General features: G+C 50.7%; 26 protein-coding genes and 1 other annotated feature. All 26 genes read right to left on the bottom strand.

Going from position 1 to position 26,353, the window contains the following annotated elements; genetic code table 11:
- Nucleotides 1-5: 5 nt before the first annotated feature.
- The 26 genes from rplW to gltX all read right to left on the bottom strand — a co-directional run bounded on the left by rplW (nt 6) and on the right by gltX (nt 26,348).
- Nucleotides 6-299: a 50S ribosomal protein L23 gene (gene rplW / locus DNH61_RS05260; protein WP_111145626.1), complete on the bottom strand. Its 294-nt coding sequence runs from the start codon at nt 297-299 to the stop codon at nt 6-8.
- Complete coding sequence (gene rplD, locus DNH61_RS05255) at nt 299-922, bottom strand: 50S ribosomal protein L4 (RefSeq protein WP_111145625.1); 624 nt, start codon at nt 920-922, stop codon at nt 299-301. The genes rplW and rplD overlap by 1 nt, the downstream gene beginning before the upstream one ends.
- Before the next feature lie 27 nt (nt 923-949).
- On the bottom strand, nt 950-1,573 hold the full coding sequence (gene rplC, locus DNH61_RS05250) for a 50S ribosomal protein L3 (RefSeq protein WP_111145624.1): 624 nt from the start codon (nt 1,571-1,573) through the stop codon (nt 950-952).
- Between the two features lie 43 nt (nt 1,574-1,616).
- A complete protein-coding gene (rpsJ, locus tag DNH61_RS05245) occupies nt 1,617-1,925 on the bottom strand; it encodes a 30S ribosomal protein S10 (protein ID WP_005544556.1) in 309 nt (102 codons plus the stop codon).
- Between the two features lie 373 nt (nt 1,926-2,298).
- Complete coding sequence (gene tuf / locus DNH61_RS05240; RefSeq protein WP_111145623.1) at nt 2,299-3,489, bottom strand: elongation factor Tu; 1,191 nt, start codon at nt 3,487-3,489, stop codon at nt 2,299-2,301.
- Between the two features lie 119 nt (nt 3,490-3,608).
- The gene (gene fusA / locus DNH61_RS05235; RefSeq protein ID WP_111145622.1) at nt 3,609-5,684 is read right to left on the bottom strand and encodes an elongation factor G; all 2,076 of its coding nucleotides are present in this window, start codon (nt 5,682-5,684) and stop codon (nt 3,609-3,611) included.
- A gap of 29 nt (nt 5,685-5,713) precedes the next feature.
- Complete coding sequence (rpsG, locus tag DNH61_RS05230) at nt 5,714-6,184, bottom strand: 30S ribosomal protein S7 (RefSeq protein WP_111145621.1); 471 nt, start codon at nt 6,182-6,184, stop codon at nt 5,714-5,716.
- 53 nt (nt 6,185-6,237) lie between these two features.
- Nucleotides 6,238-6,657 carry a 30S ribosomal protein S12 gene (rpsL, locus tag DNH61_RS05225; RefSeq protein WP_111145620.1) on the bottom strand — a complete coding sequence of 140 codons (420 nt, stop codon included), beginning with the start codon at nt 6,655-6,657 and terminating at the stop codon, nt 6,238-6,240.
- 137 nt (nt 6,658-6,794) lie between these two features.
- The gene (locus tag DNH61_RS05220) at nt 6,795-7,022 is read right to left on the bottom strand and encodes a ribosomal L7Ae/L30e/S12e/Gadd45 family protein (RefSeq protein ID WP_111145619.1); all 228 of its coding nucleotides are present in this window, start codon (nt 7,020-7,022) and stop codon (nt 6,795-6,797) included.
- 234 nt (nt 7,023-7,256) lie between these two features.
- Nucleotides 7,257-10,874, bottom strand: coding sequence for a DNA-directed RNA polymerase subunit beta' (gene rpoC, locus DNH61_RS05215; RefSeq protein ID WP_111145618.1), 3,618 nt, complete (start codon nt 10,872-10,874; stop codon nt 7,257-7,259).
- Nucleotides 10,875-11,031: 157 nt separating this feature from the next.
- Nucleotides 11,032-14,577 carry a DNA-directed RNA polymerase subunit beta gene (rpoB, locus tag DNH61_RS05210; RefSeq protein ID WP_111145664.1) on the bottom strand — a complete coding sequence of 1,182 codons (3,546 nt, stop codon included), beginning with the start codon at nt 14,575-14,577 and terminating at the stop codon, nt 11,032-11,034.
- Between the two features lie 418 nt (nt 14,578-14,995).
- Complete coding sequence (locus DNH61_RS05205) at nt 14,996-15,598, bottom strand: class I SAM-dependent methyltransferase (protein WP_111145617.1); 603 nt, start codon at nt 15,596-15,598, stop codon at nt 14,996-14,998.
- A 76-nt stretch (nt 15,599-15,674) separates the two neighbouring features.
- On the bottom strand, nt 15,675-16,040 hold the full coding sequence (gene rplL, locus DNH61_RS05200) for a 50S ribosomal protein L7/L12 (RefSeq protein WP_111145616.1): 366 nt from the start codon (nt 16,038-16,040) through the stop codon (nt 15,675-15,677).
- A gap of 62 nt (nt 16,041-16,102) precedes the next feature.
- Nucleotides 16,103-16,606, bottom strand: a complete 504-nt coding sequence (rplJ, locus tag DNH61_RS05195) for a 50S ribosomal protein L10 (protein WP_111145615.1) — start codon at nt 16,604-16,606, stop codon at nt 16,103-16,105.
- Nucleotides 16,607-16,665: 59 nt separating this feature from the next.
- Nucleotides 16,666-16,825, bottom strand: a sequence feature (ribosomal protein L10 leader region).
- A 13-nt stretch (nt 16,826-16,838) separates the two neighbouring features.
- Nucleotides 16,839-17,531 (bottom strand): 50S ribosomal protein L1, encoded by a 693-nt coding sequence (rplA, locus tag DNH61_RS05190; protein WP_111145614.1) that lies wholly within the window; start codon nt 17,529-17,531, stop codon nt 16,839-16,841.
- A 121-nt stretch (nt 17,532-17,652) separates the two neighbouring features.
- Complete coding sequence (rplK, locus tag DNH61_RS05185) at nt 17,653-18,078, bottom strand: 50S ribosomal protein L11 (protein ID WP_111145613.1); 426 nt, start codon at nt 18,076-18,078, stop codon at nt 17,653-17,655.
- A 114-nt stretch (nt 18,079-18,192) separates the two neighbouring features.
- Complete coding sequence (gene nusG, locus DNH61_RS05180; protein WP_111145612.1) at nt 18,193-18,726, bottom strand: transcription termination/antitermination protein NusG; 534 nt, start codon at nt 18,724-18,726, stop codon at nt 18,193-18,195.
- A 23-nt stretch (nt 18,727-18,749) separates the two neighbouring features.
- Nucleotides 18,750-18,959 (bottom strand): preprotein translocase subunit SecE, encoded by a 210-nt coding sequence (secE, locus tag DNH61_RS05175; RefSeq protein ID WP_111145611.1) that lies wholly within the window; start codon nt 18,957-18,959, stop codon nt 18,750-18,752.
- Nucleotides 18,960-18,977: 18 nt separating this feature from the next.
- On the bottom strand, nt 18,978-19,127 hold the full coding sequence (gene rpmG / locus DNH61_RS05170; protein WP_081666981.1) for a 50S ribosomal protein L33: 150 nt from the start codon (nt 19,125-19,127) through the stop codon (nt 18,978-18,980).
- A gap of 326 nt (nt 19,128-19,453) precedes the next feature.
- Entirely contained in the window at nt 19,454-20,104 is a 651-nt protein-coding gene (gene sigH, locus DNH61_RS05165; RefSeq protein ID WP_111145610.1) for an RNA polymerase sporulation sigma factor SigH, read from the bottom strand.
- A 228-nt stretch (nt 20,105-20,332) separates the two neighbouring features.
- Nucleotides 20,333-20,863: an NYN domain-containing protein gene (locus tag DNH61_RS05160; RefSeq protein WP_111145609.1), complete on the bottom strand. Its 531-nt coding sequence runs from the start codon at nt 20,861-20,863 to the stop codon at nt 20,333-20,335.
- 1 nt (nt 20,864) lies between these two features.
- The gene (gene rlmB / locus DNH61_RS05155; protein ID WP_111145608.1) at nt 20,865-21,653 is read right to left on the bottom strand and encodes a 23S rRNA (guanosine(2251)-2'-O)-methyltransferase RlmB; all 789 of its coding nucleotides are present in this window, start codon (nt 21,651-21,653) and stop codon (nt 20,865-20,867) included.
- The gene (locus DNH61_RS05150; protein ID WP_111145607.1) at nt 21,650-22,129 is read right to left on the bottom strand and encodes a Mini-ribonuclease 3; all 480 of its coding nucleotides are present in this window, start codon (nt 22,127-22,129) and stop codon (nt 21,650-21,652) included. Before DNH61_RS05150 ends, rlmB begins: the two co-directional genes overlap by 4 nt.
- Nucleotides 22,126-23,565 (bottom strand): cysteine--tRNA ligase, encoded by a 1,440-nt coding sequence (gene cysS / locus DNH61_RS05145; protein WP_111145606.1) that lies wholly within the window; start codon nt 23,563-23,565, stop codon nt 22,126-22,128. Before cysS ends, DNH61_RS05150 begins: the two co-directional genes overlap by 4 nt.
- Nucleotides 23,562-24,224, bottom strand: a complete 663-nt coding sequence (gene epsC, locus DNH61_RS05140; protein ID WP_111145605.1) for a serine O-acetyltransferase EpsC — start codon at nt 24,222-24,224, stop codon at nt 23,562-23,564. The genes cysS and epsC overlap by 4 nt, the downstream gene beginning before the upstream one ends.
- Nucleotides 24,225-24,887: 663 nt before the next feature.
- Nucleotides 24,888-26,348, bottom strand: a complete 1,461-nt coding sequence (gltX, locus tag DNH61_RS05135; RefSeq protein ID WP_111145604.1) for a glutamate--tRNA ligase — start codon at nt 26,346-26,348, stop codon at nt 24,888-24,890.
- Nucleotides 26,349-26,353: the final 5 nt, after the last annotated feature.

The following is a 26,353-nucleotide window of genomic DNA, read 5'->3' as shown; positions in this document are numbered from 1 at the left end:
CTTACTTATACGGATGCTTCGAAGAACTCGAGCTCTTTACTGTCATCGCTCAATTGAACGATTGCTTTCTTCCATTCGGAAGTATATCCGGAATGACGGCCATAACGCTTCGGCTTAGCCGGCATACGCAGTGTATTAACGCTAACAACCTTCACTTTGAAGATTTGTTCGATAGCAGCTTTAATTTCGGTCTTGTTAGCACGGAGATCAACTTCAAACACATAACGCTTGTTAACCATGAAGTCGCTCGTTTGTTCCGTGATGACCGGGCGCTTGATAATATCGCGTGGATCTTTCATTACGCAAGCACCTCCTGTACTTTCTCGACTGCTTCCTTCGTGATGACCAGCTTGTCGTAGGACAATACATCCAGAACATTAATACCGTCTGCAGCGACGAACTTAACACCTGGGATGTTGCGAGCCGACAATGCAACGTTATCTTCGTAGTTAGCCGTTACAACCAGTGCCTTGCGGGCAACTTTCAGATTGTTCAGGATCGCTGCGAATTCTTTCGTCTTCGGCTGTGCCAATGCAAGTTGATCCAATACGATAATCTCGTTATCGATCACTTTGGAAGACAGTGCGGATTTAATTGCCAGACGGCGAACTTTCTTAGGAAGCTTGAAACCGTATTTGCGCGGAGTTGGGCCGAATACTGTACCGCCGCCAACCCATTGCGGGGAACGGATACTACCTTGACGTGCGCGACCAGTACCTTTCTGTTTCCAAGGCTTACGGCCGCCGCCGCGTACTTCAGAGCGTCCTTTCGTCTTGTGCGTACCTTGACGCTCAGCTGCCTGCTGAAGCAGTACGGCACTATGAAGGACGTGAACGTTTGGCTGGATTCCGAATACGCTGTCGGACAGCTCGAATTCACCAACCTGTGAACCGCTCACGTTGAAGAGTGCTACTTTTGGCATTTCATGTTCCTCCTTTCTTCAGTCGTATTATTTCTTCACCGTAGATTTAATTTTTACGAAGCTGTTCTTCGCACCAGGAATCGAGCCTTTAACGAGAATAACGTTACGCTCTGCATCCACACGTACAACTTCGAGGTTTTGAATCGTAATGGTCTCGGAGCCCATGTGACCTGGCAGGCGTTTGCCTTTAGGTACGCGGTTCGCTTGAATCGAACCCATGGAACCTGGTCCACGATGATAACGGGAACCGTGAGACATCGGTCCAGTGCTTTGTCCCCAACGCTTGATAACGCCGGCAAAGCCTTTACCTTTTGAAATGCCCGTTACGTCAACAAATTCGCCCTCTGCGAACAAGTCAGCCTTCAGTTCCTGGCCAACTTCATAATCACCGATAGTAATGCCGCGAATTTCACGAACGTAGCGCTTAGGAGCCGTGTTGGCTTTTTTGGCGTGGCCGATTTCCGGCTTGATCGTTCTCTTCTCTTTCTTATCAGAGAAGCCGACCTGGATAGCTTCGTAGCCATCGTTTTCTTGGTCTTTCTTCTGAAGAACAACGCAAGGACCTGCTTCGATAACCGTTACCGGCACCACGTTGCCTTCAGGTGTAAACACTTGCGTCATACCAAGCTTTTTGCCTAAGATACCTTTCATGTTGACACCTCATTTCCTTTCACACGTAAAATAATCTTCTCTATTAAAGCTTAATTTCGATATCTACACCGGACGGCAGGTCCAGACGCATCAACGCATCAACCGTTTGCGGCGTCGGATTCACAATATCGATCAGGCGCTTGTGTGTGCGCATTTCGAATTGCTCACGGGAATCCTTGTACTTGTGTACCGCACGCAGAATGGTGATAATTTGCTTTTCCGTTGGAAGCGGAATCGGACCGGAAACACCTGCACCGGAACGTTTTGCAGTTTCAACGATTTTCTCTGCTGATTGGTCAAGAATTCTGTGATCGTATGCTTTCAAGCGGATACGAATCTTTTGCTTTGCCATATAAGTCCCTCCTTCTATCGCCCAATTTATTATCGGACATACTCCGTGAGAATACCCCGACCACCTCTCCATGGCAAAGGAGCCGGGTGTGTCGGCAACCTCTCACATCATCGCAACGTCGCAGACCAACAGTCAATATTATATCGAATCAAACAGGCGAATGCAACATTTTTTTATTCTTTATTCTTAATTCCTGTATTTAGCTGCCTTTACCTTACTTCATGCGTTTCTTAGCTTATTAATAAAGTCACTACAGCCGCATAAGCAAACCATCAACATATATATAATAGAAGAAACAGACTCAGGAATATGAAAAAGAAGCTTCCGCCTAAGCGGAAGCTTCCGATCACGATGCGGCTAGTACCGCGCCGGATTATTTTTGGATAGTTGCTACTGCACCAGCGCCAACAGTACGGCCGCCTTCGCGAATCGCGAAGCGTGTACCTTCTTCGATAGCGATTGGAGCGATCAGCTCAACCGTTACCGTGATGTTGTCGCCAGGCATTACCATCTCGCTGCCTTCTGGCAGGTTGATGATACCCGTCACGTCAGTTGTACGGAAGTAGAACTGAGGACGGTAGCCAGTGAAGAAAGGCTTGTGACGGCCACCCTCTTCTTTGGTCAGAACGTAGATTTGAGCTGTGAAGTTCGTGTGCGGCTTAACCGAACCCGGCTTCGCGATAACTTGACCGCGCTCGATGTCTTTACGCTCAACACCACGAAGCAGTGCACCGATGTTGTCACCAGCTTGAGCGGAGTCAAGAAGCTTACGGAACATCTCAACACCCGTACATACGGATTTGCGAGTTTCTTCAGCCAGACCGATGATTTCAACCTCGTCGCCTACTTTAACTACACCACGCTCAACGCGGCCAGTTGCAACGGTACCACGACCAGTGATCGTGAACACGTCCTCGACAGGCATCAGGAAAGGCTTATCAGTGTCGCGCTCAGGAGTCGGGATGTAAGAATCGATGTGCTCGAACAGCTCAACGATCTTGTCAGCCCAAGGACCATCTGGATTCGTCAGTGCTTCACGAGCTGCACCACGAACGATTGGAGTGTCGTCGCCTGGGAACTCATATTCGTTCAGCAGGTCGCGAACTTCCATTTCAACCAGTTCAAGAAGCTCTTCGTCTTCAACCATGTCGCACTTGTTCAGGAATACGACGATGTAAGGAACGCCTACCTGACGGGAGAGCAGGATGTGCTCACGCGTTTGCGGCATTGGGCCGTCAGCTGCGGATACTACGAGGATAGCGCCGTCCATTTGTGCTGCGCCGGTGATCATGTTTTTAACATAGTCGGCGTGGCCTGGGCAGTCTACGTGTGCGTAGTGACGGTTAGGTGTTTCATATTCAACGTGAGCAGTGGAGATCGTGATACCGCGCTCGCGCTCTTCTGGAGCCTTGTCGATTTGGTCAAATGCAATAGCTGCACCGCCGTATTTCTTGGAAAGAACGGTAGTGATCGCAGCAGTCAGAGTCGTTTTACCATGGTCAACGTGACCGATCGTACCAATGTTAACGTGCGGTTTGTTACGTTCAAATTTAGCCTTAGCCATTGAACTTAATCCTCCTTAATATTGGAAAATGTATGTGTGGGCCAAGCGCGCGCATCACAAGTGTAACGCTGCGCTGGGCCAATTGCAACTCTTAAGGTATAGATATTGGAAGAACCGTATTAAGCACCCTTGCTCTTCGAAATGATCTCTTCGGAGATCGACTTTGGAACTTCCTCGTAATGGGAGAGCTCCATTGCGAATACACCGCGTCCTTGCGTACCAGAACGAAGAGTCGTGGAGTAACCGAACATTTCAGCCAAAGGCACCTTCGCACGGATGATCTGAGCGCCGGAACGGCTGTCCGTACCTTCGATACGGCCACGGCGGGAGCTCAGCATACCCATTACATCACCGAAGTATTCTTCCGGAACGGTAACTTCAACCTTCATGATTGGCTCAAGCAGCACTGGATTACACTTGTCCTTGGCTGCTTTCAGTGCCATCGAACCTGCGATCTTGAACGCCATCTCGGAGGAGTCAACATCATGATACGATCCATCTACGATTGTCGCCTTGATATCAACGAGCGGGAAGCCGGCAAGTACGCCGTTCTTCATCGATTCTTCAATACCAGCTTGAACCGCAGGGATGTATTCACGAGGAACTACGCCACCAACGATTTTATTCTCGAACACGAAGCCTTGGCCTGGCTCTTGAGGCGCAAACTCGATCCATACATGACCGTACTGACCGCGTCCACCGGACTGACGAACGAATTTACCTTCAACACGAGCTGGCGTGTTGAACGTTTCACGGTAAGCAACCTGTGGTTTACCGACATTCGTTTCAACTTTGAATTCACGAAGCATACGGTCAACGATGATTTCAAGGTGAAGCTCACCCATACCAGCGATAATCGTTTGGTTCGTTTCTTCATCCGTGTAAGCACGGAATGTTGGATCTTCCTCAGCGAGCTTGGACAGCGCTACGCCCATTTTGTCCTGGTCAGCTTTTGTCTTAGGCTCGATTGCGATTTCGATAACCGGTTCAGGGAAGTTCATGGACTCCAGAATAACCGGGCTCTTCTCATCGCACAGTGTATCGCCTGTAATCGTGTCTTTCAGACCGACTGCAGCTGCGATGTCACCGGAATATACTTCCGAGATTTCCTGACGGCTGTTCGCATGCATCTGGAGGATACGTCCGATCCGTTCACGCTTGCCTTTAGTGGCATTCAGAACATAAGAACCGGAATGAAGCACGCCAGAGTACACACGGAAGAACGTCAGCTTACCTACGAACGGGTCAGTCGCAATCTTGAAGGCCAGTGCCGCGAAAGGCTGGTCGTCAGCAGATTTGCGAACTGTTTCCGTTCCGTCTTCGAGCGTACCCTTGATGTCTGGTACGTCGACTGGCGACGGCAGGTAATCAACAACAGCATCCAGCATCATCTGAACACCCTTGTTGCGGTAGGAGGAACCAGCGATTACCGGGAAGATTTGAACGGAGCAGACACCCTTACGGAGTGCAGCTTTCAGTTCAGGAATAGTGATTTCTTCGCCTTCGAGATAACGCATGGTAAGCTCTTCATCAAGCTCGGCCACCTTCTCAACGAGTTCAGCGCGAAGTTCTTCGACCTTCTCCTTATACTCTTCCGGAATATCGATCTTCTCAGGCTCTTTGCCGAGGTCATCCTTGTACTTGTAAGCTACGCGCTCAATGATGTCGATAACGCCAACGAAGTCGTTTTCGGCACCGATTGGCAGCTGGATCGCTACCGCGTTAGCTTGCAGACGCTCACGCATGTCTTTTACAACATTCAGGAAGTCTGCACCAATGATGTCCATCTTGTTTACATATGCGATCCGAGGAACGCCATAACGGTCAGCCTGACGCCATACGGTTTCAGACTGTGGCTCAACGCCTTCTTTCGCACTGAAAACACCTACGGCCCCGTCCAATACACGCAGGGAACGTTCAACTTCAACAGTGAAGTCAACGTGTCCCGGGGTATCAATGATATTGATGCGGTGACCATTCCACTGAGCAGTGGTAGCAGCGGAAGTAATCGTAATTCCGCGCTCCTGTTCCTGCTCCATCCAGTCCATCGTTGCTGCACCTTCGTGCACCTCACCGATTTTGTGGGTACGGCCTGTGTAGAACAGGATCCGTTCAGTAGTAGTGGTCTTGCCGGCATCAATATGTGCCATGATCCCGATGTTACGCGTATTTTTCAAGGAGAACTCTCTTGCCATGATCATGTCTCCTTTCGTCTCTTAAAATCCTACCAACGATAATGAGCAAACGCTTTGTTGGCTTCTGCCATTTTGTGCGTGTCTTCGCGCTTCTTCACCGATGCGCCTGTGTTGTTCGATGCATCGATGATTTCTGCAGCCAAACGCTCTTCCATCGTCTTCTCGCCGCGGTTGCGGGAGTAGTTAACGAGCCAACGGAGTCCGAGCGATGTACGACGTTCCGGCTTCACTTCGATTGGCACCTGATAGTTTGCACCACCAACACGGCGGGCTTTCACTTCAAGTACTGGCATAATATTCTTGATGGCAGCTTCAAACACTTCCATCGGGTCTTTACCCGTACGTTCCTTGATGACATTGAATGCATCATACAGAATCGTTTGGGCAACACCGCGCTTGCCGTCGATCATAATGCGGTTGATCAGACGTGTTACCAGCTTGCTGTTGTACACCGGATCCGGAAGCACATCACGTTTAGGTACTGGTCCTTTGCGTGGCATGAGGATGTCCCCCTTTCTTTAATGGTTGTTACCAGGTAACCCTGGCTTATTAATTACTTCTTCTCTTTCGGACGCTTCGCGCCGTACTTCGAGCGAGCTTGTTTACGGTTGTTAACACCTGCTGTGTCAAGCGCACCGCGCACGATGTGGTAACGTACACCCGGAAGGTCTTTAACCCGGCCTCCACGGATCAGGACCACACTGTGCTCCTGCAGGTTGTGACCGATACCCGGAATGTAAGCTGTAACCTCTACGCGGTTCGTCAGACGAACCCTCGCATATTTCCGCAGAGCGGAGTTAGGCTTCTTCGGAGTCATCGTTCCTACACGAGTGCATACACCGCGCTTCTGCGGCGAGCTAAGGTCCGTGCTTTCACGTTTCAGTGCGTTAAAACCTCTTTGAAGTGCCGGCGATTTCGACTTTACTACTTTCGCTTGACGGCCCTTGCGTACGAGCTGATTAATTGTTGGCATGCTGCCACCCCCTTCCTCTGATAAATCCACTTACGCTCACCTTGTTAAGCCCACAGATCCAGGTGGTTCATAAAGAAACAAACGAAAGTTTTTGCCCAGAGCCTTGACGGCTTATAGCAAAAACAAGAAGTTCCTTATTATTCATCAGGGATCATTGCGGCCATGGCGGCTCCGACGTCAATGCCGCAGGTCTCCCCGAGGATTTCCATCGATTCAATCCATTCGACCTCGACTCCGGCTTCTGCACATAAGTCGATAATCTTGCCTGTGATCCGCGGATCTGCATCTTTTGCAACCAAGACTCGTTCAGCAATCTGCTGTTCTACCATCCTAGTTGTCTGCTTTGTGCCAATCTTATAAGGCATGGAACCTCATCCTTTCAAGCAAGCACAGGACCACCCTTTTAGGCACACTTCGATATAATAGCACCACTACTTATAGAATGTCAAGGCGATAACACTATGCCTGATAATATTTTTTCTAATAGCTGTTAGAACCAGGACGGCAGTGCGGCCGGGCAGGTATGAACCTGTTCCCGGCCGCCACCATGCAGTCCAGCGCTGTATAAACTATCAAGTCACTCGTATTCCGCTTGGCGATTAAGACTCCACCGGCACACTCTCGACAGATTCATCCAGCTGTTCCTCTTCATCCATACCCGTAAATTTGATGCTGCGGTAACGGTTCATACCGGTACCGGCTGGAATGAGCTTGCCGATAATGACATTCTCCTTCAAGCCAAGCAGCTGGTCTACCTTGCCTTTGATCGCGGCATCTGTCAAGACACGAGTTGTCTCCTGGAAGGATGCAGCGGACAGGAAGGAGTCCGTTTCGAGCGATGCCTTCGTAATACCAAGTAGCACCGGCTTCGCAACTGCAGGCTCGCGTCCTGCAAGAATCGCTTCACGGTTTGCTTCCTCGTATTCATGAATGTCAACGAATGCACCTGGAAGAAGCGTTGTTTCACCCGCATCTACGATACGGATTTTACGCAGCATCTGCTTGATCATGACTTCAACGTGCTTATCGTTAATTTCAACGCCCTGGTTCCGGTAAACGCGCTGAACTTCCTGCAGAATGTAGTTCTGAACGCCACGGATACCTTTAATACGCAGCATATCTTTCGGGTCAATTGAACCGTCAGTGATTTCATCACCAGCTTCAATGTGCTGGCCTTCGGTCACCCGGATTCTTGAACCGTAAGTAACTGCATATACTTTCGATTCTGCTTCACCCTGAACTTCAATCTCGCGGCGGTCCTTCGCTTCACGGATCTCTTTGACGACACCGTCGAGCTCCGTGATGATCGCTTGACCCTTCGGATTACGGGCTTCGAACAACTCCTGGATACGCGGCAAACCTTGCGTGATGTCATCGCCGGCAACACCGCCGGTATGGAACGTACGCATCGTCAGCTGGGTACCCGGCTCACCAATCGACTGAGCAGCAATGATACCAACTGCTTCGCCAATTTCAACATGCTTGCCAGTTGCCAGGTTGCGTCCATAACAGATCTTGCAGACGCCATGACGGGCGCGGCAGCTGAGTACGGAACGAATCTGGAGCTTGGCAACGCCAGCTTCAATGATCGCATCGGCCTTGTTGGAATCGATCAGCTCATTGCGGTTGACGATAACTTCGCCCGTCTCCGGATGACGGATTGTTTCGAAGGAGTAACGGCCTTCGATACGGTCATACAGATCCTCGATAACTTCTTTCCCATCTTGGATCTTCGAAACCATAAAGCCTTTATCTGTACCGCAATCATCCTCACGGACAATAACATCCTGTGCCACGTCAACCAGACGACGGGTAAGGTAACCAGAGTCAGCAGTACGCAGCGCGGTATCGGCAAGACCTTTACGCGCACCGTGCGTCGAGATGAAGTACTCGAGTACGGTCAGGCCTTCACGGAAGTTTGACTTGATCGGGAGCTCGATAATACGTCCCGACGGGTTAGCCATCAGACCCCGCATGCCGCCAAGCTGTGTAATCTGGGATTTATTACCCCGTGCTTTGGAATCCACCATAAGCATGATGGAGTTGTAGCGGTCCATCGATTTCATAAGAATATCGGTGATCTTGTCTTTCGTCGCACCCCAGATATCGATTACACGGTCATAACGTTCTTCGTTCGTAATTAGACCACGGCGATACTGGTTGGTAACTACACGTACTTTCTCTTCGGATTCATGCAAGATCTCCTGCTTTTCCTGCGGCACGATAACGTCGGATACGGCAATCGTAATACCGGCGCGTGTCGAATAGGTAAAGCCAAGCTGCTTGATCTTATCAAGAATTACCGACGTACGGGTGGTATGGTACTGACGGAAGCACTCAGCGATAATCTGACCCAGGTATTCCTTGCCCACCGCACCGGCTGTCGGAACGTCTTGAAGGAACTTCTGGAGATCCGTACCTTTTTCGTAGACAAAGTATTTATCCGGCGTTCCATGAAGCAGATTGGCCTTGGTTGCTTCATTGATATACGGGAAGTCGTCCGGGAAAATTTCGTTAAAGATGATTTTACCCACGGTTGTCACAAGCAGAGAATTCTGCTGTTCTTCCGTGAAAGTCTTCTTCTGTACAACACGTGCCGGAACAATAACACGGGCATGAAGCGAAACGATTCCGCGCTGGTAAGCCGATATCGCTTCATTCACAGTTCCGAACAGCGAGCCTGCACCTTTAGCTTCCATGTTATCCATGGTCAAGTAGTAGCTGCCGAGTACCATATCCTGAGACGGCGTAACAACTGGCTTACCGTCCTTAGGGTTAAGGATGTTGCCGGAAGCAAGCATCAGCAAACGGGCTTCAGCTTGAGCTTCAGCAGACAGCGGAACGTGAACAGCCATCTGGTCACCGTCGAAGTCGGCGTTGTATGCCGTACATACGAGCGGATGAAGCTTAATCGCGCGTCCCTCTACGAGGATCGGTTCAAAAGCCTGGATACCAAGACGGTGAAGCGTAGGGGCGCGGTTCAGCAGAACCGGATGCTCCTTGATAACTTCTTCGAGTACGTCCCACACTTCAGGGCTGACACGCTCGACTTTGCGCTTCGCGCTCTTGATGTTGTGGGCAAGACCTTTGTTCACAAGCTCCTTCATGACGAACGGCTTGAAGAGTTCAAGTGCCATTTCCTTCGGAAGTCCGCATTGATACATCTTCAGGCTCGGGCCTACAACAATAACTGAACGGCCGGAGTAGTCAACACGCTTACCCAGAAGGTTCTGACGGAAACGACCCTGCTTACCCTTCAGCATGTGGCTGAGAGACTTCAGAGGACGGTTACCCGGCCCTGTAACAGGACGTCCACGGCGGCCGTTATCGATTAGCGCATCAACCGCTTCCTGCAGCATCCGCTTCTCGTTCTGTACAATAATATCCGGTGCGCCGAGGTCAAGAAGACGCTTCAGACGGTTGTTCCGGTTAATAACACGGCGGTAAAGGTCATTCAGGTCAGAGGTGGCAAAACGTCCGCCATCCAGCTGTACCATCGGACGAAGCTCCGGCGGGATGACAGGAAGGACGTCCAGAATCATCCACTCCGGCTCATTACCCGAGTTGCGGAAGGCTTCAATGACTTCAAGGCGCTTGATCGCACGGTTACGGCGCTGGCCCTGAGCGGTACGAAGTTCTTCCTTAAGTGTTTCCAGTTCCTTGTCGACATCGATGTCCTGGAGCAGCTTCTTCACTGCTTCGGCACCCATACCGGCATGAAAACCATAGCCGTACTTCTCACGGTAGCTCCGGTATTCCTTCTCCGACAAAAGCTGCTTCTTCTCAAGCGGCGTATCGCCTGGATCCGTTACCACATAAGATGCAAAATAAATAATCTCTTCAAGCGAACGAGGAGACATGTCCAGTGCCAGACCCATACGGCTCGGAATACCTTTGAAATACCAGATATGCGAAACCGGTGCAGCCAGCTCGATATGACCCATCCGCTCACGGCGAACCTTGGCGCGAGTTACTTCAACACCGCAGCGGTCACAAACAACACCCTTGTAACGAACACGCTTATACTTGCCACAGTGACATTCCCAGTCCTTCGTCGGTCCGAAGATCTTTTCGCAGAAAAGACCCTCTTTCTCCGGCTTCAGAGTCCGGTAGTTGATCGTTTCCGGCTTCTTAACTTCACCGCGCGACCAGGAACGGATTTTATCCGGCGATGCCAGGCCAATCTTCATGTACTCGAAGTTGTTTACATCCAACAAGGAGCAACCCTCCTTAAGTCTCAGTCACACCTTGCGCAGCTTGGCGGCTGCGCCTATGACAGGTCTTATCGTGATTTATTCATAAGCGTCCGCAAGCATCGCACCTGTCAGCAGGCACGACGCTTGCGGTCGCATAGTTCCTTGCAATGTTGGCCGATTACTCAGCTCCGACTTCTGCACCTTCGAGGTTGAGGTTCAGCTTATCGCTGGTGCCGTCATCCTCATCGTCCATTTCCTTCATCTCGATCTCTTCTTCATTCTCGGTCAGGATCTTAACGTCCATACCCAAGCTTTGAAGCTCTTTGATCAAGACCTTGAACGACTCCGGAACGCCCGGCTCCGGCACGTTCTCACCCTTGACGATCGACTCATACGTCTTCACGCGGCCGACAACATCATCAGACTTAACGGTGAGGATCTCCTGGAGGGTATAAGCGGCGCCATAGGCTTCAAGCGCCCAAACCTCCATCTCTCCGAAGCGCTGTCCGCCGAACTGGGCTTTACCGCCGAGCGGCTGCTGCGTAACAAGAGAGTAAGGCCCTGTGGAACGGGCATGGATCTTGTCATCAACCATGTGCGCGAGTTTGATCATGTACATGACGCCAACGGTAACTTCCCGTTCAAACTCTTCACCGGTACGACCGTCATACAGAACTGTCTTACCGTTACGCTGCATACCAGCCTCTTCAATCGTATCGAATACATCATGCTCCCGCGCACCGTCAAATACTGGCGTTGCAGCATGGATGCCAAGACGCTTACAAGCCATACCAAGATGGACTTCAAGGACCTGACCGATGTTCATCCGGGACGGAACGCCCAGCGGGTTAAGGACAACCTCAACCGGCGTGCCATCCGGCAGGAATGGCATATCCTCTTCCGGAAGAATACGGGCGATAACACCCTTGTTGCCGTGACGGCCGGCCATCTTATCGCCTTCGGAAATCTTCCGTTTCTGTGCGATGTAGACGCGAACCAGCTGATTAACGCCAGGCGGAAGCTCGTCGCCATTCTCACGGGTAAAGACTTTAACGTCTACTACGATACCGTCCGTACCATGCGGCACACGCAGCGAGGTATCGCGAACTTCACGGGCCTTCTCGCCGAAAATTGCATGGAGCAGGCGTTCTTCTGCAGTAAGCTCCGTCACACCCTTAGGTGTAACTTTACCAACAAGAATATCTCCTGCGCCGATCTCTGCGCCAACCCGGATAATCCCGCGCTCATCTAGATTTTTGAGGGCCTCTTCACCGACATTCGGAATGTCGCGTGTGATTTCCTCGGGTCCAAGCTTCGTATCCCGTGCTTCAGACTCGTATTCCTCGATATGAATCGAAGTGTATACGTCCTCTTTTACCAGCTTCTCGCTGAGCAGGATAGCATCCTCATAGTTGTAGCCTTCCCACGTCATAAATGCTACAACGACATTGCGGCCAAGAGCCAGTTCGCCCATCTCAGTGGAAGGACCATCAGCCAGTATCGTACCTTTCGTGACGAATTCATTCTTCTTCACGATCGGACGCTGGTTGATGCAGGTTCCCTGGTTGGAACGCATGAATTTGTGAAGCTTATGCTTAATCAGGTCGCCAGTCACCTGTTTGCCGTCAATCATCTCAACACGGCGCAGCCAAATCTCATTGGCGCTGACACGTTCAATGATGCCGTCATGCTTGCTGACAATACAAACGCCGGAGTCTTTAGCAGACTTATGCTCCATTCCTGTACCTACAAGCGGTGCTTTCGGTATCAGAAGCGGAACGGCCTGACGCTGCATGTTCGATCCCATCAGTGCGCGGTTAGAGTCATCGTTCTCAAGGAACGGGATGAGCGCTGTCGCAACCGATACAACCTGCTTAGGAGATACGTCCATGTAGTCAACGCGCTCGCTAGGCATAGTGAGGATGTTGTCAGCCTGCTTGTTGTAACGGACGATTACCATATCCTCGGCAAACTTGCCTTCGTCATTAAGCTTCGCATTGGCCTGCGCGATAACGTAGTTATCCTCTTCATCCGCAGTCAAATATGCGATTTGCTCGGTTACGATACTGGTCTTCGGATCAACCCAGCGGTATGGCGCCTCAATGAAGCCATATTCATTAATCCGAGCGAAGGTTGACAACGAGTTGATCAGACCGATGTTCGGACCCTCTGGTGTCTCGATTGGACACATCCGGCCATAGTGCGAGTGATGGACGTCACGGACTTCGAAGCCTGCGCGCTCACGTGTCAGACCGCCTGGTCCAAGAGCCGACAGACGGCGTTTGTGCGTCAGTTCAGCAAGCGGATTCGTCTGATCCATGAACTGGGACAGCTGAGAGCTGCCGAAGAACTCCTTGATCGATGCAATGACGGGGCGAATATTGATCAGCGCTTGAGGCGTGATGGCATTCGCATCCTGAATCGACATCCGTTCCCGAACCACACGCTCCATACGGGAGAGACCGATACGGAACTGGTTCTGAAGGAGCTCACCCACCGAACGCAGACGACGGTTGCCCAGGTGATCGATGTCATCCGTGCTTCCAACGCCGTGCAGCAGGTTAATAAAATAATTAATAGAAGATATAATATCGGCCGGTGTAATATGCTTGACCGATTTATCAATATTGCCGTTGGCAATGATCTTGATAACTTTACCATCTTCAATTGGAGAGAATACATTGACAGCTTGAAGCGGAATACTATCAGCGTCAAGCACACCGTTAGCCACATGATAGGTCTTGTAGGCTACGTTCTCTTCCAGATGCGGGAGAATCTCATCCAGCAATCTGCGATCGATCATTTGGCCTGCCTCGGCGATAATTTCACCCGTAGACGGATCGACCAATGTTTCAGCCAGACGCTGGTTGAACAATCTATTCTTAATGTGCAGCTTCTTGTTGATTTTATAGCGGCCGACATTCGCCAAGTCATAGCGCTTCGGATCAAAGAAGCGTGCTACAAGCAAGCTCTTGGCATTATCAAGAGTCGGCGGCTCACCCGGACGAAGACGCTCGTAAATTTCAATAAGCGCTTTTTCCGTAGAATCAGTATTGTCTTTATCCAGCGTGTTACGGATGTACTCATCATGTCCAAGCAGATCCATAATCTCCGCATCAGTTCCAAATCCCAATGCACGCAGAAGCACCGTTACCGGGATCTTACGGGTACGGTCAATCCGGACGTAGATAATATCTTTCGCGTCCGTCTCCAGCTCGAGCCATGCACCACGGTTAGGGATAACCGTTGCCGTATAGGTCTTCTTGCCGTTCTTATCAACTTTCGTGCTGAAATAAACACTGGGGGAGCGAACCAATTGGCTGACGATTACCCGTTCGGCGCCGTTGATAATAAACGTGCCGGTTTCGGTCATCAGCGGGAAGTCGCCCATGAACACTTCCTGTTCCTTTACTTCCCCGGTTTCCTTGTTGATGAGCCGCACTTTAACGCGCAGCGGTGCCGCATAGGTTACATCCCGTTCCTTGGATTCATCGACCGAATACTTCGGCTCACCCAAGCTGTAATCAATGAACTCAAGTGACAGATTGCCTGTGAAATCCGAGATAGGAGAAATGTCTTGGAACAATTCAAGCAAATCGCGTTCCAAAAACTTCTCATACGACTTCTGCTGGATTTCAATCAGGTTCGGTACTTCAAGAACCTCGTTGATCCGGGCGTAGCTTCTACGCGTGCGTCGGCCATACTGAACAAGTTGTCCTGCCAACTTAACCTCACCCCTCATGTCTGCTTCACTTACTACAGAAAACTTCTAAATAAAGAAAAGCCCTTATCGAATAGCTTCGAAAAAAGAGCGTATTTCCATCAGCCGTCGCAACCGATGTAAAACGCGCCTCCACAACACATGTTGCAGCAAATCCGCGTCTTACCGAAGAATTCGAAAGAGAAGGACAAACCTCCTGTTCCCTGTCATTCCTGAATACGGAAAGCGATCATCTCATATCAACTAATTTTCGCCCAAAATCTAAACATTATACGTCAAGGCGCAATTTTCTATGCATGAAAGGCTAGAAAATTATCCTTGACATTTTAGTTAGCTAAAGACTTTGAGCCCATCTTAATACTGACATTTAATAATATTACCATAATCGAAATGTCAAGTCAACAAAAGTTTACTCTTTTACCTAAGCTTCTTTTTCAGCCCTAAATATGCGATACCCTTTATCCTTGGTAATCTCGCGAACAGAATCATATACCGCTTCAAGCTTAGCGAAGGCAGACGGAGCACCCTGCTTCTTTTGGATAACAACCCATATTGCACCCCCAGGTACAAGAAGCTCGTCAGCCTCCTCGAATATCCGGTGTACGGTTTCTTTACCAGCCCGGATAGGCGGATTCGTTAAAATAACATCAAAGCGTTTGTCAGTAACAGCTTTATACAGGTCACTCTGCATGACCGTTACGTTGCTGATCCCATTCAGAGCCGCATTTTCGGCTGCCAGCTGAACAGCCCTTTCATTGACGTCAATCATGGTGACATGCCCGGCTGGAGCTTTAACTGCAGCCGCCAATCCAATCGGACCATATCCGCAGCCAACATCCAATATCTTCGCCTCTGCTGCGAACTCCATTGCATCAATCAGAACCCTGCTGCCGTAGTCTACACCCGTCTTGGAAAACACTCCTGCATCGGTAACGAAGCGGAAGGGTCGTCCGACTAATACCGCTTCATGCACTTTACGGTCACTCTCGATTTGCGGTGTGCGAGAATAATAGTGATCGGACATACTGTGCCTCCCTGGCTTAATGGATATAGCGAACCCCTTGAAGACAAGTCTCCAAGGGGTTCGTGTATGGCATGAATTACTTCACTTCTACGGAAGCGCCAGCTTCTTCGAGCTTTGCTTTCATAGCTTCTGCGTCTTCTTTGCTCACTTTTTCTTTCAGTGGCTTCGGTGCGCCGTCAACCAGTTCTTTTGCTTCCTTCAGGCCAAGACCAGTGATTTCGCGAACAACTTTGATAACGTTGATCTTGGAACCGCCAGCGCTTGTCAGGATTACGTCGAACTCGGATTGCTCAGCAGCTTCAGCTGCTCCGCCGCCGCCGCCAACTACTGCTACAGGTGCAGCTGCAGTTACGCCGAATTCCTCTTCGATTGCTTTAACCAGATCGTTCAGTTCCAGGACGTTCATGCCTTTAATGGCTTCCAGGATTTGCTCTTTAGACATGGAAATACCTCCAAATGTAGTTTTATTTTGTAGTCGCTCATACGAGCTGTGCTATACGTTGATTAAGCTTCTTGCTCTTGCTTTTCCGCCACGGCTTTAACCGCAAGCGCGAAGTTGCGCATAGGCGCTTGAAGCACGCTGAGGAGCATGGAGAGCAAACCTTCGCGGGAAGGCAGATCTGCCAGTGCTTTCATTTCTGCTGCGTCGAACACACGGCCTTCTACTACGCCGCCCTTAACTTTAAGAGCTTCGTTCTTCTTCGCGAAATCGTTCAGAATTTTAGCCGGTGCAACAGCGTCTTCTTTACTGAATGCTACCGCAGTTGGACCAGTCAGCACAGCGTCCAACTCTGTAAGCTCGGCATTAGCTGTAGCGCGGCGAACCAGCGTGTTCTTCAACACTTGGAATTCCACACCTGCTTCACGCAATTGCTTACGAAGTTCGGTCACTTGCGCAACGTTCAGTCCGCGATAGTCAGCTACAACAGTGCAGGAGCTTTCACGAAGTTTCGTTGTGATTTCGTCCACGCTTTGTTGTTTCTCTTGGATGATCTTTGCGTTTGCCAAACTTTACACCTCCCGTTAGATTGATTCCTGCATTCCGTTTATCACGAGTGATCCCGACCTTGATGCATGAGAAAGGCCTCCGCGCGCAGACGCGAAGGCCATGATCGTAATAGCTCACAATATGGCGGTGCCATATGTGTCATCACGTATATCATAACACCTCGGTAGGAAATTAAGCCTTGCGGCACCTACTGTCTACGGTATGCATATTCGAAATTTGGATAGCAGTCTCTTAACGATATACAGCAGTGCTGACAGTAGCGCCAGGACCCATCGTCGAGGATACTGCAATATTCTTCAGGTACACGCCTTTTGCTGCTGCAGGCTTAGCACGGTTCAAAGCATCGATAAGCGCTTTGAGGTTTTCAGCCAGCTTCTCGGCATCAAAGGATACCTTGCCAATTGGCGCATGGATTTGACCTGCACGGTCAAGACGGTATTCAATCTTACCAGCCTTAATCTCTTGAACCGCTTTGGAAACGTCAAACGTTACCGTACCGGCTTTAGGGTTAGGCATCAGACCTTTACCACCCAGAATACGACCCAGTTTACCAACTTCAGCCATCATATCAGGCGTAGCTACGCAAACGTCGAATTCAAACCATCCCTGTTGAATCTTGTTGATCATGTCAGCATCGCCAACATAATCTGCACCAGCAGCTTCTGCTTCCTTCGCCTTGTCACCCTTAGCGAATACCAGAACGCGCTTGGTCTTACCAGTACCGTGCGGCAGTACAACTACGCCACGAACAGCCTGATCTTGTTTCTTAGGGTCTACACCCAGACGAACTGCTACTTCAACGGATTCGTCAAACTTAGCAGATGCGGCTTTCTTTACGAGTTCAATCGCTTGAAGCGGCTCGTATACAGCTTCGCTGTCAATTACCTTGGCAGCTTCTTGGTACTTCTTACCATGTTTTGCCATGTTGTTTTCCTCCTTTGTGGTCGTAGCGGAAAATCCTCCTACCGGATGATCCTCCCACGCGAACATATTGTCCGCTTGCCGGCTTTGTAGCCAACGTTCGTCGACTTCTCCTGCAAGAGGATTAGTCTTCGATTGTAACGCCCATGGAACGGGCTGTGCCTTCCACCATACGCATAGCAGCTTCAACAGACGCCGCGTTCAGGTCGGCCATTTTTTGCTCGGCGATTTCACGTACTTTATCACGTTTAACCGTTGCGACTTTCTTCTTGTTCGGTTCACCGGAACCCTTCTCGATACCAGCTGCTACGCGGAGCAATACTGCTGCCGGCGGAGTTTTGGTTTCGAATGTAAAGGAACGGTCCTCGAATACAGAAATTACAACCGGAATGATCAGACCAGCCTGATCAGCCGTACGAGCGTTGAACTCTTTACAGAACGCCATAATGTTCACGCCTGCTTGACCCAGTGCAGGACCGATCGGCGGAGCCGGGTTCGCTTTACCTGCTGGTACTTGCAGTTTGACCATCTTGATGACTTTCTTAGCCATGTTGCACACCTCCTTGCCCTAAAATGTGGTTCGACGGGAACGATTCATTCCCTCCCACCACCGTGGAACACACCCACTTAACGTGAATGGTTTACGGCAATCAGAAACCGGATATTATATCTTCTCCACCTGAGTGTAATCCAGCTCAAGCGGGGTTTCCCTACCAAACATGTTGACATGGACTTTCAGCTTGCTTTTGTCGAGCAGAATTTCTTCCACTGTGCCAACAAAGTTCGCAAACGGACCCACCTTAACACGAACAGCCTCTTTCAGATCAAATTCGATCTTCGGCTTCGGCTCCTCCATACCCATATGACGCAGAATTTGTTCCACTTCATCGGGCAGCAGTGCCGTCGGCTTCGAACCTGAACCTGTTGATCCTACAAAGCCAGTCACACCAGGCGTGTTTCGCACAACATACCAGGAGTCGTCGGTTTGAACCATTTCCACCAGAACATAGCCCGGGTAAACTTTACGCATGACAGTTTTCTTCTTGCCATCCTTGTTCACAAGCTCTTCTTCCATAGGAACTAGAACACGGAAAATCTTGTCCTCCATGCCCATCGATTCAACCCGTTTCTCCAGGTTCGTCTTGACTTTGTTCTCATAACCGGAATACGTATGCACGACATACCATCTTTTTTCCATAACAAGCCACCTTTGGACCCTTCTTAAACGATCAGTTCGACCAATTGGGAGATCCCGATGTCAAGAACCCAAAAGTAAATCGTTACAGCTACGATTGTCACCAATACGACGATCGTATAGCTTGTCAACTCTTTACGGTTTGGCCAGCGGACTTTCTTAAGTTCAGCCCAGCTGTCGGCAAAGAAGGCAAACGTCGACCCGAAGCCTTGCTTCATTCTAGCCAGAAATGTCACGTCCACACCTCCAATTGACTATCTTGTCTCGCGATGAGGAGTATGCTCGTTGCAAAACTTGCAAAACTTCTTCATCTCGATGCGGTCGGGGTGATTCCGTTTGTTCTTGTTGGTCGTGTAGTTTCTTTGTTTGCAGTTCGTGCAAGCCAAAGTAATGATAACCCGCATTGAAGTACACCTCCCGAACTATAAAGCCGAATAAAGCGATAAAGCATTTCTGCTGAACCGTGGTAGATTCAAGAACCCACAAAAATATCCGTACGCATATTTAGGGCTACCTGATACACTTTATCACAACGTAACCATGCGTGTCAACGAAAATAAAACCGCACCCTTACTGGGAAGTGTAGGCTTTCTGCAGCCTTCAAACCCAATCGCCGACCGACATCGGAGACTCCGGTCTCATTATCGCCAACTTTTGACTGTTTAAAACATTGCCTTCTAACGCATCACCAACAAAAAAAGCCCCTGAGGGCTCCTCCGCAGCCACCGGCCTAACCGCCAATATTGCGGAGCTCTAGATATCGTTCAAGCTTGCGCTTCACACGCTGCAGCGCATTATCAATCGACTTCACATGACGATCCAGATCGACAGCAATCTCCTGATAGGAACGCCCATCCAGATACAGCATGAGCACTTTCCGTTCCAGGTCGCTAAGGATCTCTGACATCTTATCTTCCAGACCAACGAATTCTTCTTGATTGATGATGAGCTCTTCCGGGTCAGAAACTCTGGAGCCGCAGATGACATCCAATAGCGTCCGGTCCGAGTCTTCATCATAAATCGGCTTGTCCAACGATACATACGAATTGAGGGGAATATGCTTCTGGCGGGTTGCCGTCTTGATGGCAGTGATGATTTGTCTCGTGATGCACAGTTCGGCAAACGCTTTGAAAGAGGCCAGCTTGTCCCCTTTAAAATCGCGTATCGACTTATAAAGTCCGATCATGCCTTCCTGCACGATATCTTCACGGTCAGCCCCGATCAAGAAATAGGACCGCGCCTTGGCACGCACGAAATTCTTGTATTTGTTTATCAAATACTCCAGTGCGTCACTATCACCTTGGCGTACCGCTTCCACGACATCTTCGTCCGTTTTGCAGTCATATTCGTGCATTCTCAATTCTCTGAGGTCGATGCTCACGAACTATCCCTCCGGCCTGCAAGGCGTACACTCTCGAACTCTATGAAACATAGGATCAGTATACATTATGTAACCTGAGACCGTCAACAACGCATTCGCCGAAAAACCCGCATTTATCTTGTAAAAGTGGCACTATCTAACAACACAGCGGCACTTTTCCGTAAGGTTAACTTCCATAAAAATGACATTAATCCATCACACCCTACACCGAGCCACCAAATCCCAACCCTATTCACTGTCGCCTCTGCGGAGCTTCTCCAGCTTGCTCTTCACATCCAAGCTTAGAATGCCATCAAGAGGGTTTCGCTTAACTGGCGGATTGCCATTTACTGTCTGCTCGATTTCCTTGCGGTTCTGCTCAATCTCGATGAACAGCTCCCTGGCCGAAATGCGAAGTGCCCCCTTGCCGAAGGCCACATGCTGCTCCACCAGATCAGAAGTGGCCACATAGATATTGCGTCCGCGCTTGGTGAGTTCAATCACAAGCCGTTCAATGCATTCATCCGCCGTTTCCTTCTCTTTCGTGTAGATCACGATGAGCTTGTACTGGGTGAATTTGGCTCCCTGACCCGGTACCTGATGCGCATCAAACACCACATATACCTGCATGCCCGAAAACCCTTGATAGTCCGCCAGCTTGTCCAGCAGACGATCCCGTGCGCTCTCCAGGTCGGTCTCCTTCAACAGCTCAAGTTCCTTCCAGGCGCCGATCATATTGTAGCCATCAACCAGTAAAATGTCCTGCCGCCCGGAAACCATGCTAACCGTTCCGCTGTGTTCCCGAAGCCGTAGAGCCTGCTGCTCCGCGCTGCCTGACCACTTCGTACATCAGCACCCCGGCAGCAACAGAAGCATTCAGTGAGTTCAGGCGGCCATGCATAGGGAGCTTCACCAGAAAATCACATTTTTCACGAATCAGTCTGCCAATCCCCTTGCCTTCATTACCAATTACCAAAGCAAGCGGAAGATTAAAGTTCGCCCGGTATACTTCCTGTGCATCCGTTACATCCGTACCCGCTATCCACACACCCTGATCCTTCAGCCGGTCAATCGTTTGGGCGAGATTAGTCACTCTTGCAACCGGGATATATTCCACTGCGCCAGCGGATGTCTTGGATACGGTAGGTGTAAGGCTGGCCGATCTCCGCTTCGGAATGATTACACCATGCACCCCCGTACATTCTGCCGTCCGCAGTATGGAACCCAGGTTATGCGGGTCTTCGATCTCATCAAGCAGCAAAATAAACGGCTCCTCGCCCTTCGCCCTTGCCGCTTCCAGGATTTCATCCAGTTCAGCGTACCGGTATGCTGCAGCCTGCGCGACTACGCCTTGGTGCGGAACACCCTGTACCATCTGGTCGAGCTTGCGCTTGTCGACAAACTGCACAATAATCCCCCGGTTCTTGGCTTCGGCGATGATCGGCTGGGTCAGAGACCGCTGCGACTGCTCGGCGATCCAGATCTTATTGATCTCCCGCCCTGCCCGAAGCGCCTCCATGACAGGATGCTTGCCTGTAATCCACTCTTGCTGTTCATCATGCTCTGTCATCCTAAATCTCCTCCTTGAAGTGTCGGCAAGCCTGTGCCGTCATCCGGCTGCCGGCCGGTGCCAAACGCAGCATCCATTAAGGTCTGCAGCCGGTCTAGACGGCGGCAGTAGTACAAATACCCGACCAGACATTCCAGCGCTGTCGCATGCCGGTAATCCTGATGATCAGCATTCTTGGGGGGCGTGCCGGACTTGGCATTGCGCCCCCGCCTTACGATATCAGCTTCCTCTTCCGTCAAAAGCGGCTGCCACTTCTCAAGCAGCTCCCTCTGTGCTCTTGCGGACACAATCTTCGTGGCACTCCGGTGAAGATGGTCGCTCTTTAAATTGGGCCTTGATACAAGATACTGCCTTACATACAGCTCGAATACCGCATCACCCACGTACGCCAGCACAACTGGCGGGAGCAGCTGCGGCTGCTTGGCCGGAGGATGCATGAAGAGCAGATCGGTCCGGTCATTCATCTCTTCATTCATTTGCGCCGCCACCTGATGCCCTGCGGGGTATCTTCCAGAACAATCCCCTGTTCTGCGAGAAGGTCGCGGATCTCATCCGCCCTAGCCCAGTTCTTCGACTGTCTGGCCTCCGTACGTTCTTCAATGAGCCGGTCGATTTCTTCATCCAGCAGGCCGTCAACCGCCTGTGTATGAACGAATCCGAGAACAGAGTCAAACGATTCCAGCATTTTGATCAGCACCTGCAGCACATTACCCGATACAACTTCACGCTTCAGGTAAAGATTGGCTTCACTGACCAGATCAAACACCGCCGTAACAGCGTCTGGTGTATTGAAATCATCACTCATCTTCGCATGGAAGCGGGTACGGATTTCCGCCAGCTTCTCATCCAATTCAGGCAATCCCGTAGACAAACTATCATCCGCTCCGCCAGCTGCAGCGACGCGGTCCCCTAGTGCTGCAAGCCTGTGCTGCAGATTGGCCGCGCAGTTGGCAATCCGCTCCACACTATTTTCCGCTTGAGCGAGTGTCTCGTTATTGAAGTTGAGCGGGCTGCGATAATGCGTCGTCAGCATAAAGTACCGGACAGCCTGTGGCTTGGCCCGCCTCAGCAGTTCTTTGACGGTAATCCCGTTGCCAAGCGACTTGGACATCTTCTCGTTATTAATATGGATGTACCCGTTATGCATCCAGTAACGTGCCAGAGGCTCGCCGTTCAGGCTTTCCGATTGCGCCACCTCACATTCATGATGCGGGAACTGAAGATCATGCCCGCCGCCATGAATATCAAGAGTATTGCCCAGATACTTGCGAGCCATGGCCGAGCATTCAATATGCCAGCCGGGACGGCCGTTGCCCCACGGGCTTTCCCAGTAAATTTCTCCAGGCTTCGCCCCTTTCCACAGAACAAAATCCTGCGGGTTCTCCTTCTTCTCTCCCACTTCAATCCGGATGCCGAACTGAAGCTCCTCCAGATTCTGGTGAGACAGCTTCCCGTATTCCTCAAACCGGCTCGTCCGGAAGTAGACGTCTCCGCCGCTTTCATATGCATATCCCTTATCAATCAAGCCTTCTACAAAGGCAATGATCTCCGGTATATTTTCCGTTACCCGGGGATTATAGGTTGCCGCATGCACGCCCAGCGCTTCGATATCTTCGTTGAACGCAGCTATGAAGGTGTCCGCCACCTCCGGCACCGTCGTGCCCATCTGCTCCGCTTTACGGATCAGCTTGTCATCCACATCGGTAAAATTGACGATATAGCGCACATCAAGACCAGTCAGCTCAAGATAACGCCGTACCACATCAAAGAAGATGACCGGACGTGCATTGCCGATATGTATGTAGTCATAAACCGTCGGGCCGCATACATACATCTTCACTTTGCCCGGTTCAAGCGGAATGAATGCTTCCTTCGTTCGCGTCAGCGTGTTATAGATTTGAATCGCTGTCATGCTCCCTTTCCTCCATCCTGATTTTTCTGCCTGAGAGCAGCTATTTCGCTCTTCAACTCGTTTATTTCCTGATGCATCGTACGGAACATTTCAATAACCGGGTCAGGAAGATGGGAGTGATCGAGACGTCCTGTCACACGCTTGCCATTGCTCTTGACAATCTTACCCGGGATCCCCACAACCGTGCTGTTGGGCGGCACTTCCCGTACCACAACGGAATTCGCCCCTATATTTGAATTATCGCCTACTTTGAAGGATCCCAGTACCTTGGCCCCCGATCCGATAACAACATTATTTCCAATCGTCGGATGACGCTTCCCCTTCTCCTTGCCTGTTCCGCCAAGTGTAACCCCTTGATAAACGACAACATCGTCTCCAATTTCACAGGTTTCTCCGATGACTACCCCCATGCCATGGTCGATGAAAAACCGCTGGCCGATCGTGGCTCCCGGATGAATCTCAATCCCCGTCATAAACCGGCTGGCCTGGGATATGAACCGCGCCAGCGAGAAGAATCTTCTCTTGTACAAGGCGTGCGCAACGCGGTGGGCCCAAATTGCATGCAAGCCGGAATAAGTAAATATGATTTCCGCCGTACTTCGCGCTGCCGGGTCATTCTCATAAATCGCCTGAATATCTGACCTTAAACTGCGAAACATAGGATAACCCCCTTCTCTCTGCATCAGCCGAGGCGCCGGTATCTGTCCCCTCACCAGCATTAAAGTGACTAGTCTGAAGTTGGGCTGTAACCCGATGGGACGGCTTTTACCTGGCTGTCTCTCCATAGCACGGACATGACCTCACCGTCTCTCAACCGGTTATGCTCGAGGCCATGTCTGGCAACCACGCTCCTGAAACGGACAAGTGGTTGCACTGGATAAACGCACTGACGTAAGGTGACGTAAGGGACGGACAACAGAAAAAAAATAAAAAAGCCCCTGCAGCCAGCATGGGCTGCAGAGGCGTAATCACGCGGTTCCACTCTGCTTGTTCGGGCAACTAACTCAGATGCTGCCCTCTCATGCCGCTGCTAACGGGAACGACCCGTTGCCGCCTACACCGTCAGCGTCTGCCGGATCATACCGGCATAAGCGTCAAGGTTCGGGGCAAGGCTTACAGGTGCATATTCAGCTCCGGTAACTGGACAACTCCCAGCCAGTCATTACAGCAGCATAACGCAGCTGCATGACGGTTGTCCTCTCTGTGAAGTCCCTTTGAACTTACTCTTCCTGATCATCGCCTGTGTGACTATAGTCACGGATTCTTATTGCTTAACTGTAAGTATAACTGCCGCTCCTGAATCTGACAAGTAAATGACAGCCTTACAGGCGGGCGGACAGACGCTCCAGTACCCGGTCGCGGCCAAGCAGCGCTATGGTCATATTGAGATCCGAGCCATGTGTCTGCCCTGTAAGAGCCGCCCGGATAGGCATGAACAGCTGTTTGCCCTTGGCACCTGTTTCCTTCTGTACCTGCTTGATCAGCGCCTTCACACTGTCTTCGTCAAAGCCTGCATCAGGCTGGCTTGATACAGCCTCGTGGAAGGCACGAAGCACGGTCGGCACCTGCTCCTCTACAAGCACCTCCGCAGCATCCGCTTCATCCGTAACGGTATCAAGGAAGAACAGCTCCGTGAGCGGTACGATATCCGCAGCATAACGCAGCTTCTCCTGATAGAGGGCAACCAGCCCCTGTACCCAGCTGTACTGTTCAGGCGTCAGCTCAGCCGAAATTCTTCCCGCCTTCTGCAGATGCGGAATACACAGCTCGGTAACACGGCTGTTATCCGCCTTCTTCATATACTCGTTATTCATCCAGCTCAGCTTCTGCGTATCAAATACAGCTGGACTCTTGCTGAGGCGGGCGGCATTGAAAGCTTTCACCAGCTCTTCGCGCGTGAAGATCTCCTGCTCACCCTCCGGCGACCAGCCAAGCAGCGCTATGAAATTGAACATCGCCTCCGGGAGGTAGCCCAGCGCATCATACTGCTCAATGAACTGAATAATCGACTCATCCCGTTTGCTGAGCTTCTTCCGCTGTTCATTCACAATCAGTGTCATATGACCGAATACCGGCGGCTCCCAGCCCAAAGCTTCATAAATCATAAGCTGGCGCGGCGTATTCGAGATGTGATCTTCCCCCCGCAGCACATGGCTGATCTTCATCAGATAGTCGTCCACCGCTACGGCAAAATTATAGGTCGGAATTCCATCCTTCTTCACGATAACAAAATCGCCAAAGCCGTCCGACTCAAAGCTGATTTCTCCCTTGACCATATCTTCAAAGCGGTATACCCGGCCTTCCGGCACCCGGAAGCGAATACTCGGTACACGGCCCTCTGCCTCATAAGCAGCCTGCTGCTCCGGGGTCAGGTCACGGTGCTTACCCGAATAGCGGGGCATCTCACCCCGTGCAGTCTGCTCCTCGCGCTCCTGCTCGAGCTCCTCCTCGGTGCAGTAGCACTTATAAGCCAAGCCCTTATCAATAAGCTCCTGCCAGTAGGTACGGTACAGATCAAGACGCTCCGTCTGACGGTAAGGTCCATAGCCGCCCCCGATATCCACACTCTCATCCCAGTCGATGCCAAGCCACTTGAGGTATGTCAGCTGATTTTCTTCACCGCCGGCAACATTACGCTTCACATCCGTATCTTCAATACGAATAATAAATTTTCCGCCCAGATTGCGGGCAAATAAGTAATTGAATAAAGCCGTTCTGGCATTGCCGATATGTAAATGTCCTGTTGGCGACGGCGCGTAACGGACACGCACTTCATTAGTCATAATCA

The organism is Paenibacillus sambharensis (genome assembly GCF_003233845.1).
Taxonomy (GTDB): Bacteria; Bacillota; Bacilli; order Paenibacillales; family Paenibacillaceae; genus Paenibacillus_I; species Paenibacillus_I sambharensis.
Note: the sequence above shows the minus strand (reverse complement) of the source record. Positions and strands in the feature narration are given on the sequence as shown.